Source organism: Bradyrhizobium sp. (genome assembly GCF_049512235.1).
Lineage (GTDB): Bacteria > Pseudomonadota > Alphaproteobacteria > Rhizobiales > Xanthobacteraceae > Bradyrhizobium.
Genome location: NZ_JBEKXH010000015.1, coordinates 1 through 17,470 on the forward strand (window position 1 = coordinate 1; position 17,470 = coordinate 17,470).

At 61.8% G+C, this 17,470-nt stretch carries 11 protein-coding genes; 7 read left to right on the plus strand and 4 right to left on the minus strand.

The window, feature by feature from the left end; translation table 11 throughout:
- Nucleotides 1-4,904: beta strand repeat-containing protein (locus ABSG20_RS02630; protein ID WP_423862926.1), on the minus strand; the 4,904-nt coding region annotated here is incomplete at its 3' end.
- 611 nt (nt 4,905-5,515) lie between these two features.
- On the opposite strand from ABSG20_RS02630, the gene ABSG20_RS02635 reads away from it, so the two are divergent.
- Nucleotides 5,516-6,277 (plus strand): transglutaminase-like cysteine peptidase, encoded by a 762-nt coding sequence (locus ABSG20_RS02635; protein WP_423862927.1) that lies wholly within the window; start codon nt 5,516-5,518, stop codon nt 6,275-6,277.
- A 240-nt stretch (nt 6,278-6,517) separates the two neighbouring features.
- Here the strand turns inward: ABSG20_RS02635 and ABSG20_RS02640 are convergent, their stop codons facing one another.
- The gene (locus ABSG20_RS02640) at nt 6,518-7,192 is read right to left on the minus strand and encodes a hypothetical protein (RefSeq protein ID WP_423862928.1); all 675 of its coding nucleotides are present in this window, start codon (nt 7,190-7,192) and stop codon (nt 6,518-6,520) included.
- Nucleotides 7,193-7,361: 169 nt separating this feature from the next.
- Here ABSG20_RS02640 and ABSG20_RS02645 point away from each other — a divergent pair, with 169 nt between their 5' ends.
- Both ABSG20_RS02645 and ABSG20_RS02650 read left to right on the plus strand, forming a co-directional pair.
- Complete coding sequence (locus ABSG20_RS02645) at nt 7,362-8,102, plus strand: response regulator (RefSeq protein WP_423862929.1); 741 nt, start codon at nt 7,362-7,364, stop codon at nt 8,100-8,102.
- The gene (locus ABSG20_RS02650; protein WP_423862930.1) at nt 8,099-9,439 is read left to right on the plus strand and encodes an ATP-binding protein; all 1,341 of its coding nucleotides are present in this window, start codon (nt 8,099-8,101) and stop codon (nt 9,437-9,439) included. The genes ABSG20_RS02645 and ABSG20_RS02650 overlap by 4 nt, the downstream gene beginning before the upstream one ends.
- 181 nt (nt 9,440-9,620) lie before the next feature.
- Here ABSG20_RS02650 and ABSG20_RS02655 read toward each other — a convergent pair whose 3' ends face one another.
- A complete protein-coding gene (locus ABSG20_RS02655; protein ID WP_423862931.1) occupies nt 9,621-11,288 on the minus strand; it encodes an ATP-grasp domain-containing protein in 1,668 nt (555 codons plus the stop codon).
- A 359-nt stretch (nt 11,289-11,647) separates the two neighbouring features.
- Here ABSG20_RS02655 and ABSG20_RS02660 point away from each other — a divergent pair, with 359 nt between their 5' ends.
- The 4 genes from ABSG20_RS02660 to ABSG20_RS02675 all read left to right on the plus strand — a co-directional run bounded on the left by ABSG20_RS02660 (nt 11,648) and on the right by ABSG20_RS02675 (nt 16,243).
- Nucleotides 11,648-13,081: an ATP-grasp domain-containing protein gene (locus ABSG20_RS02660; RefSeq protein WP_423862932.1), complete on the plus strand. Its 1,434-nt coding sequence runs from the start codon at nt 11,648-11,650 to the stop codon at nt 13,079-13,081.
- Nucleotides 13,082-13,290: 209 nt separating this feature from the next.
- Nucleotides 13,291-14,958, plus strand: a complete 1,668-nt coding sequence (locus tag ABSG20_RS02665) for a methanol/ethanol family PQQ-dependent dehydrogenase (RefSeq protein WP_423862933.1) — start codon at nt 13,291-13,293, stop codon at nt 14,956-14,958.
- Nucleotides 14,959-15,023: 65 nt separating this feature from the next.
- Nucleotides 15,024-15,326, plus strand: a complete 303-nt coding sequence (locus ABSG20_RS02670) for a c-type cytochrome (protein WP_423862949.1) — start codon at nt 15,024-15,026, stop codon at nt 15,324-15,326.
- Nucleotides 15,323-16,243: a substrate-binding periplasmic protein gene (locus tag ABSG20_RS02675; protein ID WP_423862934.1), complete on the plus strand. Its 921-nt coding sequence runs from the start codon at nt 15,323-15,325 to the stop codon at nt 16,241-16,243. The genes ABSG20_RS02670 and ABSG20_RS02675 overlap by 4 nt, the downstream gene beginning before the upstream one ends.
- An 8-nt stretch (nt 16,244-16,251) precedes the next feature.
- Here the strand turns inward: ABSG20_RS02675 and ABSG20_RS02680 are convergent, their stop codons facing one another.
- A complete protein-coding gene (locus ABSG20_RS02680; protein WP_423862935.1) occupies nt 16,252-17,451 on the minus strand; it encodes an ABC transporter substrate-binding protein in 1,200 nt (399 codons plus the stop codon).
- Nucleotides 17,452-17,470: the final 19 nt, after the last annotated feature.

The following is a 17,470-nucleotide window of genomic DNA, read 5'->3' on the forward strand; positions in this document are numbered from 1 at the left end:
GACAGCGTCGCGAAATTGGTCACCGCAAGCGTCGCATTGGCATCGCTCAGCGTCAGAACATTGACCGACTGATTGCTGGATACCGTCACCGTCTCCGTGCCGGTGCCGCCGATCGCCGCATTGCTCTTGCCACCAGGAACCACCCCGCCCGACCAGTCCGCCGCGGTGCCCCAATCCCCGCTGGTCCCATCGACCCAACTGTAGGTCGGCGTCGCCAGCGGCCCGATCGTTGAGCCGCTGTCGATCGTGCTGCCGCTCATCGTGCTGTCGCCGATGACATCGATCGTGCCGTTGTCGGTGATCGTTCCGCCGCTGATGGTGGCGTCGTTCAGCGTTAGCTGGTCGGCACTATCAATCTGCAGCTGGCTGCCGCTTATTGTGGTTCCGTCCTGAAGGATCAAATTCCCGGTCGCGGAGCTGATTGCGCCATCCACCTCGAAGCTGGTGCCGGTCACCGTCACATTGTCCAGCGTCAGCGAGATGCCTTGCTCGATCCTGAGGTGTCCATTGTTGAGATTAGCGCCGTCGATCTCGCTGGCGCCGATGACATCGATGGTGCCGCCGCTGCCGCTGGACGTGCCATCGTTGATGGTGCCGCTATCGATGGTCACGCCGGATAAAATCAGCGTGGTGCCGTCGTCGATCTGGAGGATGGCCCCGGTCGCCGCGTCAGTGAACGTCGTCCCGGTTACCGCGTCGTTATCCAGCGTCAGCGTCACGCCGCTCTCGACCGTCACACCTCCGTAGTTCAGGCTGGCATTACCGATCTTGCTCGATCCGGTGACATCAATGCTGCCGAAAAATGCGCCGGCGTCGGTGACCGTGCCGCCAGCCGTGCCATCTTCGATGGCGCCGCCATTGATGGTGGCGCCGTCCAGCGTCAGCGTGGTGCCGTCGTCAATCCGGAGGATGGCGCCGGTCGCGGCCTCGGTGAAGGTCGTACCGGTCACCGTGTCATCGTCCAGTGTCAGCGTCACGCCGCTCGCGATGGTCACCCCACCATAATTCAGGCTGGCATTGCCGATCTTGCCCGACCCGGTGACGTCAATGCTGCCGAAGACCGTGCCGGCGTCGGTGACCGTACCGCTGGCCGTGCCGTCATTGATGGCGCCGCGGTTGATGGTGACGCCGTCGAGCGTCAGCATGGCACCATCGTCGATCTGAATGATGCTGCCGGTGGCGCGGATATCGGTGAAGGCGGTGTCGGTCACCGTGTCGTTGTCCAGCGTCAGCGTGACGCCGCTCTCGGTCGTGACACAGCCCTTGTTAAGGCTGACATCGCTGATCTTGCTCGATCCGGCGACGTCGATGTCGCCGACCAGGATGCTGTCCGAGACCGTGCTGTAAGCGTTGATGGTGCCGCCGCTGATGCTGGCGCCGGTCAGCGTCAGCGTCGCGGCGCCGTCGACCGTAAGGGTCCCGCCGCCATTGGCGAGCTTGGTGCCCTGGTCAAGCAGCAGCGCGCCGCCGGCGAGAACCTCGAGCGCGCAATTGACGGTTACGGTCACGCCATCCAGCGCATTGCCGCAGCCAGAGACATTGATCTGGCCGGAATTGCCGAGCGTGCCACCGCTGATCGCCGCGCCCGCCAGATCAAGCGTCGATCCTGAGCTGACCGTCACCGTGCCGCCGGTGCTGGTCACCATCACCGTTGTCAGCTTCAGCGTGCTATCATCGATCGCCTGCAGCGTCCCGCTGTTGGTCACCGCTTCGCGGGTGATGTCGAGCTCGCCGCGATCGGCCTTGATCGTACCCGAATTGGTGATGGTCAGGAGCATGGCGGCATCGATCGTCAAAATGCCGCTGGTCGCCTCGATTAGACCAGTGTTGGTGATGCAGACATCGGTGAAGGCGCCGCTGCCGGTCGAATTGACCGCGCCGTCATTAGTCAAGAATCCGCCGCTGATGGTGGTGGTGGTGCCACCAAGCGTCAGCGTCTTGCCGCTATCCACCATCAGCCGGCTGTTGCAAAGCGCATCGCTCGTGATCGAGCTGTCGCCGGTGATCTCGATGGTGCCGGCATCGCTGATCGCGCCGCCGGAGAGCGCCACACCGTTCAGCTTCATGGTCTGGCCGCGGTCGACATGGACCGTGCCGCTGTCGGTGACGGTGCCGCCGTTGATGGTGACGCCGTCCAGCGTCAGCGTGTCGTCAGTGTCGATCCGGATGATCGCACAGCTCGCGGTGTCGGTGAACATGGTGCCGGTCACCGTAACGTTGTCCAGCGTCAATGTCGCGCCGCCCTCGACCGTGACGTTGCCGTTGTTGAGGCTGGCGCCGCCGTTGATCGCGCTCGAACCGGTAATCTCGATGTCCGCGGCCACGATGCTGCACGAGACCGTGCTGTAATCACTGATGGTGCCGCCGCTGATGGTCGCCCCGTTCAGCGTCAGCGTGAGGCCGCCGTCGACCTGGATGGTCCCACCGGCATTGTCGACATCGACCAGAACGTTGAGCGTGCCACCGGATAGCTCGATCGTTCCCAGATTTGAAATCTTGCTGGAATCCTTCAAATCGCCGCCGTTGGCCAGGGTGACCGAACCGGAATTGGTGAACTGGCTGCTGTCCAGGACTTCCAGCAAGCCGCCCACCACGGCGGTTCCGGCGTTGTCGAAGATCGAGTCGGCGATCAGTTCGAAGGTGCCGCCGATCGTCAGCGCGCTGTGGTTGTCGAGCTCCGGGGGCGTCGCTCCGAAGTCGTTCATGGTCAGGGATTTGGCGAATGCCGGGGCGTTGATCTCGACAGGGTAATGGGGCGTCAGACCGATCAGCTGATCGGTAATGACGATGGCATCATCACTTGCGGTTGGAACGGTGCCGGTTTCCCAGTTCGACGGATCGCTCCAAAGCCCCGCCGAAGGCGAACCTGTCGTTGTGGTGGCGATCCAGACCACCGCGGCAGTGTCGGTGCCGGTAATCGTGACAACGACGTCCTGCGTAGAGGTTGCGTTATGCTCATCCCCCACGGTTACAGTATAAGTGAGTGTGAGCGTGTCTCCCTTGGGTATGAAATCCGCCAGGTAGACCGGAAGGTTGGCAAGGCTCCAGTCGATCGTTCCGTAACCTGTCCCGGTACTGTCGGCCGCAATCGACGCGGAGAGCGCCGTTTCAAATACTTGCAGAGGGCCGGGCGGCACGCTGGTTCCGGGTTGGACACCGGCTCCGGACAGCACCGCGCTCGCCAGCGCCGTAGACACCGTATGGGTGTCGGTGAGATTTACGTCGTCAAATGACAGCGTTCCCTTGGTCGGCACCTTTGCGGTCAGATCCCCGCCGGGTGTGCTGATGCCGCCGGCAAAGGCAATGGTCGGTGCGCTGCTGGTAATGACCGGAGCATCATTGGTGCCGGTCATCGTGACGGTGAAGGTCTGAAACGACGCCAGATCCTCCGGAGCGTAATTCGAATCGACCTCGGCCGTGTAGGTCAAAGTCAGCGTCTCGCCGGCGGCAAGGAACTCGACGGCCGTGTTCGGCACGCTGTAGGTCCAATTCGCCGAGCCGTTGTTGTTGTTGTCGGGACGGGGGGTCACGACCAGATTAGCTTCCACCGCCGCGATGTCTGCCCGCTGCAGGGCGTTCAGCGTCGCGGTGATGTAGGTGTGCGCGGGGTTCTGATAGGTGAACGAAGTGAACGTCGTCTTGACGGTCGGAAGATCGCCGGCATTGATGTCGGCAAAACGGATCGTGCCGGACGCCGTATCGATCACCGAACTGCCTACCGTGTCGGGAAGCGCGGTCAGTGAGCCGCCGAAGCTGGCGACGGTCGGCGCCTGGTCAATGTGCTGTATAGAGTTGATTGGCCCGTTTGATGATTCCGCAGGCGGCGAATTTTCGGCCAGGTTGACGATCGCGATAATCGGGACCGCGATTGTTTGGTTGGCCAGTATGATCGGCTGCAATGCCTGGGGAGTGATCGAATCGGTAAAATGCTGGAAGGTTTTGGGGTTGCTGTTGTCGGTGAACTTCAGCGTGAACACGTCGGTGATGAGCTTCTGCAAATCAGGCGACAGTGGCTCATTGGTGATGCTGACCTGGCCCTGGCTGATATGGATTTGCTGCCCGGCCTGATTGACGGTGGCGATCGGAGTTAGCGTGTTCTTGTCGAACAGGATGTACGAACCCGTGGTGCCGTCCGGCTCGACCAGGACCTGGAATTTCGCATCCGGCGTGCCGCCCTGGCCGGGCACGGTGAAGTCGATCTCGACCAGCACCGCGGTGCCCCGGATGCCCATGGTCGCGACCGGCGTATCGACTTTCATGTCGCCGTGTTTGGCGGTCTCGCCGGCGACGAAAGAGATGGTCCCCGCGACCAGACTGAGCAGCGAGGAATTGTTCGACCCGTTCGGGTCGTAGACCATATCGTTGAGCACCATCCTGGCGTTCGATAACAGCCCGAACACGGTGCCATCGATGAACGTAATGCCGAGCGTCGAATCGGAGCCGGACTGCACCACGTCGCCTTTTTCGACGTTGTCGCCCAGGTGCAGAGTGATCGAGACGCCGTTACGGGTGGCGGTCGCGGTGCCCGCAAGCTTGGTGACGTGGCCGATAACCTTGCCGCCGGCTGCGCTGGCGTCCGCCTGTGCGAACTGGGTATGCCCGGTGAGTGCGTCGATGATGTCGCCGGTGAGGTGCGCACCATCGGGCGACGACAGCGCGGCGCGCTTCTCGCCCTTGAAGTAATCCTGCAAGACCAGCTCGCGGCCGTCCCTGGAAAGGACCAGGTCGACGCCGGAGCGCTTGAAATCCCCGTTGAACAATAGCTGCGCGTCCGGGACGACAATCGCACCCGCGGGGGCATGGGTGGGGTGCGGATAAACCGTCTCGACGTGGACGTGGCCACTGGAATGCAGGCCAGAACCGTCCGCGATGCGTTTGGCGTCGAATAGGCCGGAATAATTCAAAAGGCCACCGTCAAAGGTTAATAATTATATAATTTTCAGCAGTCTAAACTTGCATATCACTTGCCACTCCACGAAAAAACCATCCCTAGCTTGTGATAGCTCAGTGCAACCGGTCCCCGCTGAGCCTTAATCTGATACCCATACTATCTATTTTTGACCGACGGCGGTGTTTATCGGTGACTTTTTAAGTATAGATCTGGAATCATACCGATGTTACAAGTAACTTGATGAATAGCGTCGCACGCCATTGCTTGTATGATCTTTGCCCTGTAGTCCCTTGCTCGATACTGCCCCAATTCTTCAGCCAAAACTGTGATCCAAATAACATAGTCGGGCTTGCGGCCGAAGAGCCATATCTTGCGAAAATCGCCCAATACAACCTGAGCATGTCCTGCGCCTGCCGAACGAGGTGTCTTTACCTCAGGACCATCGCGATATTTAAAATTGTCAGCGACCGGTAGAGGCGGATTTCAGTCCGTTTCGCGCTTTCCTGCCCGCCCGCGGCCGGCTTTAAGTGGAATAAAAGCCCCTGCTTCCATCATCGCCCGCGAAACGATCCGGGCCCGAACTGGCGATCGAGCTTCGCCGATGCCCGGACGTCGGGGCTACAGATGGGGCTATCCGTTCAATCGCGCGCTTGGCGTGCCATTATACTCGCCTGCGGCATGGCCTGGTTCGGGCCGGCGGTGAATCTCAAAGCCGCGGAACTGGATTCATCCGGCGTGGCGGAACTGACCGACAGGTCCACTGAGCCGTTCGGACTTTTCGCTGCCGTTCCGTCCGCGGGCGCCGTGTGGCAAAAATGGCAGGATGCCGGGCGCCAGCTCGGCGATGACGGGGTGCAACTGGCGCTTTGCGATGGGGATCGCGATCATTGCTCATCTCCGGCGGCCCTTCGATTTCTAGCCATCGTGGACAACGCGAGAGCCCGCGAAGGCCGCGCCCGCCTCGGCGAGATCAATCGCGCGATCAATCTGGCGATCAGGCCGATGAGCGATCTGGCGCAGTATGGCGCGACCGACGTCTGGAGTACGCCGCTCGTCACATTCGCGCATGGCGCCGGCGATTGCGAAGACTACGCCATCGCCAAGTTCGTGGCCTTGCGCCTGGCCGGCCTCTCGCCCGTCGATTTGCGCATTGTGATCATACGCGACACTCTGCTCGGCGAGGACCATGCGGTCGCCGCCGCGCGGCTCGACGGCCACTGGCTGATGCTGGACAATCGCCGCATGGCGATGGTCGAGGACATCCATGCCCGGAACTACCGGCCGCTGTTCGTCATCGATCAGACCGGCGTCATGAAATATGTCGACACGCCGTTGCTTGCTAACCTGCCGGGCCAGCCATACACTGGTTCTATCGGCTTGTTTTGAGCCATCCACCAGCCGGTTTCACCAGGAAGCCTGTTGGTCAGGGGTGGGCCTCAACGACCCTGCTCCGGGGTGGCGGCGGCACGGCGCCAAACTCAACGCCGTGCAGCTTGATCGTCGGGCACATTCCAAAATGATTGCCGCCGAACACCGCGACACGCCGTTCGAGCTCATCCTTAATGGTTGCTTCCTCGGACAACGATGATGACTGGCTGACTTGCGAGTCCCATCGTGGTCTTGAGGTCAGGTTTGGTAGTTGATCAGAAGCGCCGAGAATGATCCGCTGCTGTTGTTGCTGCCGGGGTCGGAGGTTCCCGTTGCGCCGTACAACGAGGGTGACGAGGCCGACAGCGAATTCTGCAGCGATTGCAGAAACTGCTGCAGGATGTCCTCGGGGGAGCTGGTGCCCGACAGACTGCTGCTTGTGCTGCCGGTCGTGGACGAACTGTCAGCGGGCGGTGTTCCGCCATGGCCGCCGTGATGACCGTGGTGCGCGCCGCGGGCGCCATGTTGACCGTCGGCACCAACCGGAGCGCCGGCGGCACTGGCGGCACCGGCACCAGCAGAGCCCGCGCCGCCCGAATTGCCAGCGCCGCCAGCGCCGCTGGCGAACGCCGCCTCGAATACACCCTGCAGTTCCGTGGCCTGAGCACCGGTCAGGTTGCCGCTGGACACTTCGCCGGCAATCAGGGTGTTGATCTTTGACTGCAGGTCGCCGGGAGGCGAATTCGTGCCGCTGGTCGAATTGCTCGGATTGCTGCTCTGCAGCGAGGAATCGATGTCCGTCAGCGCGGAGGATAGGGCGCTCTGATCGGACGAGCTGATAGCTCCGGAGCTTACTTCCGCCTGCAGCTCGTCCTGCAGTTTCTGGAGCGGGGACTGGTAGCCGCTATTGGATGTCGCGGATATTGATGTCATGAGGCCTCCGAAGAGCGTTGCAGGGCACCTCGACGTTAGGGTTAACAATCTTAACAAGGTCTTTTTATCGCCTCAGGGGCATGTTGCATCGTGTTGCAAGGGCGGCGTCAGAAACATTTCGAAACAAAAATCCTTCATCGATGCTCCCGAATCATGGACAAAGGTGCGTATGGCCATGGCTGCGCCAAACATTCTCATTGTGGAAGACGACCGCGAGACGCGCACGCTGATCGCAAAATACCTCGGCGCCAATGGCTGCAATGTCATGACGGCGACCGATGGACAAGCGATGGTCCGGGCCCTCGCCGACCATCGCGTCGATCTGCTCATTCTCGACGTCATGCTGCCGGGCGAGGACGGGCTCAGCCTGTGCCGAAAGGTCCGCGCGGAATCGCAAACCCCGATCATCATGCTCACCGCGCGCGGCGAAGACGTCGATCGCATCCTCGGGTTGGAAATGGGCGCGGACGACTACCTCGCCAAGCCTTTCAATCCGCGCGAATTGCTGGCCCGGATCAATGCGGTGCTGCGCCGGCAGGCGGCCGCCCTGACTGTCAGCGCCGCCAATGGCGCGACCGTGCTCGCCTTCCAGGGCTGGCGGATTGATTTCCGGCAGCGCGAACTGCGCAATCCGGCGGGCGCGCGGGTTGCGATGACCAGTGCCGAATTCGACCTGCTGCGAACCTTCTGCGAGCGGCCCGGACGCGTGCTTTCGCGCGAGAGCCTTCTGGATTTCACCCAGGGCCGCAACGCCGGCTCGTTCGAACGCAGCATCGACGTGCTGGTCAGCCGGATCCGGCGCAAGATCGAGACCGACCCGCAGGACGCCACCATGATCAAGACGGTGCGGTCCGGGGGTTATATGTTCACCCCCAATGTGGACGCGGTCGGGCCGGCGAAAGACGGATGATCGTGCAGCTCTCAGGCTTTCTGAATCTTAAGGGTATCAGCGGGCAGATCGCTGCGCTGGTGATCACCTCGATGGCCGCGATTCATCTGATCATCATCGCAACCTTTCTCATTCATCGGCCTGACCAGCCTGATCCCCTGATCGATCGCGGCCACAGTCAGCTCGCAGCCGCGGTCCAGCTTCTCGCCGCGGCGCCCGCGGCCGCGCGGCCGCGGCTGTTCGCCGACATCGCGCGGGCTTTTCCACAACTAGACATCGAGGGCCTTGCGCCGGGCCAGCTAGCGACGGCGGACAAGCCGAGCGGCCTTAGCCTCGCCAGCCTGCATCGCCGCCTCGGCCGCGACTACCGGGTCTTCTGGCTGGCGTCTGATGGAGACGCCCACAAGATCGGCATCACGCTGCCGGATGGCGCGATCATTGCCGCGAAGTTTCTGCCGGATCAGCGGCAACGTCCGCTCTGGAGCGCACCCTGGATGACAACCTTGCTGTTTGCCGTGATCAGCGTCACCTTGCTCGGCCTGTGGGCCGCCCGGGCCTTGACGGCGCCGCTGTCGTCGTTCGCCAGGGCGGCCGAAAGCTTCAGCCTGAACGCCGCCGATGCGCCGCTGCCCGAACGCGGCCCCGAAGAGATTCGCTCGGTCGCGAGGGCGCTCAACCGCATGCGGGAACGAATCTCCACCCTGATCGATGACCGCACCAAGATGCTGGCCGCGATCAGCCACGACCTCAGAACTCCGATCACCCGGATGCGCCTGCGCTCCGAATTCATCGAGGACAATGTCCATCGCCGCCACATGTTGGGGGACCTCGACCAGATGCGATCGATGCTGGAATCGGTACTGTCCTTTCTGCGCAACGACCGCAAACTGGAGGCGGTGACGCTGGTCGACATCGCCAGCGCGTTGCAGCTTGTCACCGATCAGTTCGCCGACATGGGGCACAAGGTCGTTTACGAGGGTCCGGAACACGCCATGGCCATGGTACGGCCCGACGACCTGCATCGCAGCATCACCAACCTCGTGGAGAACGCGGTCAGGTTCGGCGTGGAAACAACGATCCGTCTCCGCGTGGGGTCTGAGAACCTGACGATCGATGTCGAGGACGATGGCCCCGGCATCTCCGACGCGCGCAAGAATGTCATGCTCGAGCCGTTCGTGCGCGGCGACGACGCCCGCAACATGGATGAAGCCGCCGGCTTCGGCCTCGGACTTTCGATCGCGCGCAGCATCGTGCTGGCGCATGGCGGCGAGCTGTCGCTGCATGACCGGCAACCCCGCGGATTGATCGTTCGCGTTCAGTTGCCGCTGCGCCAGCCGAACTGGCAGTCGGCCGCCTGAGTGCGCAAACCAGCGCTAGAGCATGATCCGGAAGAGCATGCCCTCGGATCTGCCCGAGGGTGAGAACCGGTTCTCCCTCGGACCAAAGCGGAACGCGTTTGCTCGGAAATCCCGGTAAATCAAAGGGATGAAACCATGATCCGATTCAATCCCGTCGGATCATGATCTAGCCCGGCGCAGCTCACTCCGGAGCGGCAGCGCCCGCGCATTTGCGCAACATCTCGTTGAATGCCGATTTGATGCGATGCACGAACGGTGCCTTGTAGGGGAATTGCTCATTCTGCCCGTGGACCAGCATCGAGGCGTTGACTTCGAACACGACAAGATTTCCTGACCGATCCAGCCCGCAGTCGATCCCGAAATAATCCAGGCCGATGCGCCGCTGAATTTCCCGCAATACCCGATAGTGATCGGAATTGAAAACCGTGCCGGGATTGTGCAGGAATGCCTCTTCTTCCTGCTGCATCCAGCGGTGATCGACCATGTCGGTGCCGTCGTGATGCACCTTCCAGTCGCCTGCTATCGCGAGGTGGTAGGGCAAGATCTCTTCGTCGACGAAAATGAAGCGATATTTGCGGAAGTAAGTATCGGCCGAACGATAGTCGATATATTCGATCAGGTAGCGGTCGGTATTGGGGCGTTGCGCAAGAAGCGACGCCAGTTCGACCGGGTCTTCGATCTTTTCAAAATCATCGCCACCATGGGTTCCGACCGGCCGGACCAGAACGGCGGATGGCGACGCCAGCGCGGCCTGCACGGTAGCAATGGCAAGGTCGGTGGCGGCCTTCTGACGCAAGATTCTTGCGACGCGGCTGCCCGGAATACCTTCCAACAGGCCGGCGACGGCGTCGCGCGTCGTTCTCTCGATCTTGTGCGGATGGTTGACGGTCGGCCTGCCAAGCCGATCGACCAGATCGGCGACCAACGGCAACAGGTCGCCCGCCTGGTCTGCATCGGAGATCAGATTGACGACGACCTGCACGTTCTGTTTCAGCGATTCGGCATCGAATTCACTGCAGCTGAACAGCGCGAGCGTATCGGTGTCGTAGGCGGCGTCCTTGAAGAGATAATCGGTCGGCAGGTTGCCGGCGAAGGGAGCAAACAGCGCCAGAATGCGAAAATCCGCTGGAGATTTTGCGGCCGGCCGCCGGATCAACGGTTGAATTCGCGCAGCCTCGGCGTAAGCGGCTTGAGCCGCATTGATATCGCCCAGTCTTTGCCTGATGCCGCCGATCCAGTAGATGCTGTCCGCATCGGCGGGATCGAGAACGACCGCCTGCCGAAAGCATTCGATCGCGGATTCATGCTCATTGAGCTCGAAGTAAACCTTGCCGAGCTGACTATGCAGCTTTGGATCTTGCGGCCGTTCTTCCAGCAACTCCGTCAAAAGCAACCTGGCGATGGGGTATTGGCGCGTCGCCATCAGGGCCTGAACCAGGTTGGTGCGCGAGGGCCAATGGCCCGGATTTAGCGTCAGTGCGTGAACATAAAGCGCGACCGCATCCTGAGGCTTGCCCGTCTTGAGATGCACGTTGCCGAGGTTGCACCAGCAGGACGTCAGATGAGGCGAAGCCCGCAACGCTAATTTATAATTCTCGGCCGCGAGGTCGAGATCGCCCCGGACCATGCAGGCATTGCCGAGATTCGAATGCAGTTCCGAGGTGGTCTCGACGGATGCATCACCGGGCGGCTCGCTCTCGACCGCGGCGAGACCGCATTGATAGGCATCGATCGCTTGGACGATCCTGCCGGCGTTGTAATGCTGCAGCCCGAGGCGCAGCTGTCGTGTGACCCGAGAACCAGCGACATCGGCGTCCGATACGGCAGCGGTTAGCGCGGTTGCGATCATGGATTGAACTTTACATGGGGCGGTGGGTAGGGTTCGACCATGTCGGCCTTTGGTTAACAAAATCCTGCTGCGGCCAAAATATTGTCGGCCGGGGCAGCCAAAAATTTGCTTTCCGGATCATTCGAGGGGGCGGAGCTGGAAGCATTCGGCAATCCCGGCTGCGGTCGCACGCGATCGAAGATTACGGATATTACGAATACTAGCCTGCGGATGCGAATCAGCAGATCGTGCTACCATCGAAGACCCCCGAACCCGAGCCCGCTTTTATCGTGACCGGACTGCAACACAACACGGCTCCATCGCCTGGCGTTGGCAGCATCGATCGAGGCTGGGCGCCCCGCCTGGCACAGGAAGCGAGGTTGCGGCAACTCGAGGATCAACTCGCGCATCGACCGGTCGGGAACGACACCATTGATACCGAAATCGAGCGCGCGGTTCTGCTCGGTGCCCTCAACCGGCAGCAGGACGCCCAGCAAGCCTTCGTCGACATCCTGCGCAGGGCGCCGGCGAATTTCAGCGCACTCAACGAATTCGGCACCCTGCTGACCACCATGGGCGCGACCGAGGCCGCCTGCCGGGTCTATGCGGAGGCCATCGCCCAGCATCCCGAAAACCCGATGGGGCATGTGAACCTCGCCAATTTGCTGCTTCGCGCCAACAAACATGCGGAGGCGCGCGCGCGTTACGATGCGGCATTGCGGATTGATCCGGAACTGGCGCAGGCGCATCAGGGCCTCGGTGCGGTGCTTTCGGATCTCGGCGACCGCGCCGGCGCCCGAAGTCATTTCCGCAAGGGTTTTCGCAGCCACGCCGTTTCCACCTTGCCGTATCGCGGCACCGAGCCACCGGTTGCGTTGCTGCAACTGGTTTCGTCAGGCGGCGGCAACATCCCGACCGCTTCGTTTCTGGACGACCGCATGTTTCTGACAAATGTCATCGTGACAGACTATCTCGATCCGTCGACCCCGTTGCCGCCGCATCAACTGATCTTCAACGCCATCGGGGACGCGGACCTCTGCGGGCCCGCGCTTAAGGCGGCCGCCCGTCTGATCGCGCGGAGCCGCGCGCCGGTCATCAACGATCCCCGCGCGGTCATGAACACCGGCCGCATCGACAATGCCCGGCGGCTTCGCGCCGTGCCTGGCGTGGTGACCCCGCGGACCGTCCTGATGGCGCGCGAAATCCTCGCTGGGACACAAGGCGCTGCTTTGATCGCACAACACCAATTTCCGTTCCCGCTGCTGCTGCGTTCCCCCGGATATCATACCGGGCGCAACTTCATCCTTGTCGATCGGGAGGCCGGATTGGCTGCCGCGGCCGCCAGCCTTCCCGGCGACGATCTGCTGGCAATCGAGTATCTCGATGCCCGCGGCCCGGATGGCAACGCCCGAAAATACCGCGTAATGATGATCGCAGGACAGATCTATCCGTTGCATCTGGCCATTTCAGGCAATTGGAAGGTGCATTATTTCACCGCCGATATGGCCGACAAGCCAGGCCATCGCGCGGAGGAAGCCAAGTTTCTCAGTGACATGCCGGCGGCGCTCGGCGCCAGGGCCATCGCCGCGCTCGAGCAGGTGCGGGACAGGCTCGGCCTTGATTATGCCGGAATAGATTTCGGGCTCGGCCCCGATGGCGATCTGCTGCTGTTCGAAGCCAACGCAACCATGGTGATCAGCCCGCCGGATCGTGACGAACGCTGGGCCTATCGGCGCGCCGCGGTCGGCGCCATACTCGACGCCGTTGTCGCGATGATCATGCAGAAATCCGGCCACAACAATCGCACCCAGTGATCATCCCGGCGATGATGGCGTTATTTTAGTCAGTTAGCTGAATTATTTGCTGATGTTGCAGCGCACCTGCAGCGCGCGTGCATTTAGTATTGCAAAATAACGCGGCAGAAATCTTCTTTTTTCCTTTGGCGTCGCCGTTTGATTGACGCCATCCCCGCCTCCGGCTAACCATAGCACCAGATCCGCTAGAGATCCTTGGGGAGAAATTGATGAAACGCATCGCGCTAGCCGCCAGCCTTGCCATTCTGGCTCCATTTGGAGCTCACGCCCAGACCACCGATCAATTGGTCAAGGGGGCGACCGATACATCGAACGTCCTCAATTATGGCATGGGCTATAATCTTCAGCGGTACAGTCCGCTGACGCAGATCAACAAGGAAAATGCCAAAAACCTGGAGCCGGTGTGGAACTACAGTTTCGCCGACGACCGCAGCGAGGAATCGCAGCCGCTGGTCTACCAGGGCGTCATCTACGTCACCAGCCACAACGCCACGATGGCGGTCGACGTCAAAACCGGCAAGCAGGTCTGGAAGACCAAGGTCGAGTATCCGCCGGAAACACCGCGCATCGTCTGCTGCGGCATCATCAACCGCGGCGCCGCGATCCACGAGGGCAAGCTGTTCCGCACCACGCTCGACGCCAATGTCATCGCGCTGGACCTCAAGACCGGCAAGGAACTATGGCGGCAGAAGGCGGCCGATATCAAAGAGGGTTACTCGATGACGGTGGCGCCGCTGGTCGCCGACGGAGTGGTCCTGACCGGCATCTCCGGGGCAGAGTTCGGCACCCGCGGATTCATCGATGGATGGGACCCCGAGACCGGCAAGCATCTGTGGCGCACCCACACCATTCCCACCCCCGACGAGCCCGGCGGTGATACCTGGAAGGGCGACACCTGGAAGCTCGGTGGCGGATCGACCTGGATCACCGGCTCTTACGACCCGGAACTCAACACGGTCTATTGGGGCATCGGCAACCCCGGCCCGTTCAACGCGGCAGTGCGCCCGGGCGACAATCTTTTCACCTGCTCGGTTCTCGCACTCGACCCGAAGACTGGCAAGACCAAATGGCACTATCAGTTCTCGCCGAACAATCCGTTCGACTATGATTCGGTCGCCGAGATGGTGCTTGCCGACCTCAATATCGACGGCAAGCCGACCAAGGTCCTGATGGATGCCAATCGGAACGGCTTCTTCTACGTCCTCGACCGCACCAACGGCAAACTGCTGGCGGCCAACCCCTATGTGAAGGTCAACTGGGCTTCCGGCATCGACATGAAGACCGGCCGTCCGATCGAGACCGACGTCACCAAGGACGCGCGCGAAGGCAAGAAGGTCGTTGTCTACCCGTCGATCCTCGGCGGCAAGAATTGGGAGCCGATGTCGTTCGACCCGCAGACCGGACTCGCCTATGCCAATACGCTGGCCTTTGGCGGCCACTACAAGACCGAGCCGGCGACCTATAAGGCCGGCGAATGGTATCTCGGCATGGACCTGACCGACCTGTGGGACTGGCCTGAAGGGCCGCGCGGCCACCTCACGGCGATCGATCCCTTGAGCGGGAAAACAAAGTGGGAAGTGCCGAGCGACATCCCGCGTTTCTCAGGCGTGCTGTCGACCGGTGGCGGGGTCGTATTCTCGGGCCAGTTGACCGGCGAGTTCGAAGCGTTCGATGCCGATAGCGGCAAGAAGCTGTGGCAGTTCCAGACCGGTTCGGGCATCGAGGGACAGCCCGTGACATGGCAGCAGGACGGTGTTCAGTACGTCGCGGTGGCCAGCGGCTATGGCGGCGTCTACTCGCTGTTCTCCGGAGATGAACGCATGGCCAAGGTGCCCGCCGGCGGTTCGCTGTGGGTGTTCGCGGTCAAGCCCCAATAGCAAAGTCCCGCGTGATCAGACCATCCTCCCTGTTGGCGGCGGCGTATTTTTTCGCCGCCGCCGCAATGACAGCCAGCGCGCAAACTGCAACGCCGGCCCTGCCGCAACAGCAAGCCAACGCCGGTCCGGCCGCTCTCGACGAGGGCAGGTCGACCTTCGCTTCGAAATGCTCGCACTGCCATGGTCCCAACATGGTTAACGCCGGCACCATCACGCCCGACCTGCGAAAATTTCCCGACGACAGAGAGCGCTTTTTCAGCACCGTGAAGTCAGGCAAGAACAACCGGATGCCGCCCTGGGGCGACCTTCTCAGCGACGATCAGATCGCGGCGCTCTGGGCCTATGTGTCGAGCCGGAGGAACCCATGAGGGCCTGGCTGGCCGCGGTGGCAATGCTGGCGGCCTCGGCAATGCCGGCGGCCGCCGCTGGCGACGTCCTGACAGTCTGTCTCGACGAGGATCTGCCGCCGATGTCGCTGCATCATCGCGGCGCGCCGGACAGCGGCTTCGATGTCGCGCTGGCCCAGGCGATCGCAACGCGGCTCGACCGGCCGCTCAAGGTACAATGGTTCGAGAGCAAGTTGGATGAGGATTCCAGCCCGGCGCTGGAAGCCAACGCGCTGCTCTCGGATGGCCGCTGCTCGCTGGTCGGCAGCTACGCCTTGACGAAGGACTCGCTGGTGGTGCCCGGAATCAAAACCGCAAAACTGCCCGATTTCGAGGGCGCCACCGGTCCCGATCACCGGCGCCGGGTGCCACTCGGGGTGCTCGTACCGAGCCAGCCCTATATCTATTCGCCGCTGACCATCGCCCTTGGCCCCAAAGCGCGCGATCGCCGCATCGGCGGGGTCGGCGACCTCGCCGGCTTGCGCATCGGCGTCGAAAGCGGGACGCTGGCCGACGCGATCCTGATGACCTTCGACAACGGGCGGCTTATCGACGACATTACACATCTGGTTCCCGGGCGCGACGATCTGCTCGGCGCGCTCGATCGCGGCGACCTCGATGCCGCGCTGCTCGACTTGCGCCGCTACGATGCCTACCGCGCCGCCCATCCCGACACCAGGCTCGCTCTTTCCGGATACTTTTATCCTGTTGGAGCCAACCGCGGTTATGTCGGCCTCGCCGGCGACCCGGGCCTGCTCGAGGCGGTCAACAAGGCGCTCGCGGATCTGCAAGCCGCGGGAATGATCGCTGAACTCGCTCAGGCAGCCGGCCTCACCTATTTGCCGCCCCGCGAACCGGCGGTCCTCGGCGATGTCTGGCTGAAGATCCTTGGGAAGTGAGGGGAAGCTCAAAACGACAGCGTATCCTTAATCAGCACCCAGCGGCCTTTCTGGATCTGCTGCACCTGCGTCTCCGTGTTGGCGAGGTGATCGGTCTTGGAGAATTTGGTCGGCGGCGAATTGAAGATATCGTAGAATTTGTCGCCAGACTCCAGCGCATCGAGCACCTTCTGGCCGGTCAGATCCTTACCGGCCTTGTCGACATAATACGCGAACGTCATGATCGCGTTGTAGCCGATGATGGCCTGGGTGTTGGCGTCGGTGCCGAACTCCTTCTTATAGTCGACGAGCCAGACCTTCACCTTGCCCTTGGCGGTGTCCTCATAGGGAATTTCAAAGCCGGAAGCGGCGTAAAGCCCTTCCACGGCTTCCTTGCCGAGCGTGGGCACTTCGAGCACGTTGGTCGGCGTGGCACCGAGGAAGGTCACGTCCCAGCCGAGTTTCCGCGCTTCGCTCATCGCCCCGATGGTTTCGCGGATGATGGTCCCGAGCACCACCAGATCGCAGCCGTCGGATTTCATCTTGGCGATCTGCGCGCTGAAGTCGGAAGCGCCGCGCTTGTAGCTCGTGATCGAAGCCGGCGCGATCTTCATCGCGGCAAGCTGCAGGTTGAAACCGTCGAGCACGTTCTTGCCGTACTCATCGTCCTGATGCATGATACAGGGTTTCTTGAAGCTCTTCGCCTCCATCATGTATTTGAGCGCGGCGCGCGTGCTCTCGACATAGGGCAAGAGGTTATTGAACTTCAACCGTTCCTGCGGCTTCGACGGATCGAACTTGAAGGTGAACTCGGCGGCGGTCAGCGGAAACAGCTGCAATACCCCGGCATCGAACAGGATGTCCTGCGCGGCGAGCACGGTCGGCGAACCCATTGCGCCGATCATGGCGAAGATCTTGTCGCGCTCGACCATTTTCTGCGATGCCAGCACCGCCTTCTTCGGATCGTAGCCGTTGTCCTCGAGGATCATCCTGAGCTTGCGGCCCTGGATGCCGCCGGCCGCGTTGACTTCCTCGACCGCCATTTTCATGCCGTTGGACACCGGAACGCCCCAGACCTTGATCGGGCCGGACAGATCCTGATGCGTCCCGATCACGATCTCGGTGGGCGAGATGCCTTCATTGGTGACCTTGGTCTGTGCCGCGGCCGGCAGATGGGTCAGCGCCAGGGCCCCCACCGCAAGCCCCAACGCCGATAACAATCTCGACATGTCCGTCTCCCTCTTCGTG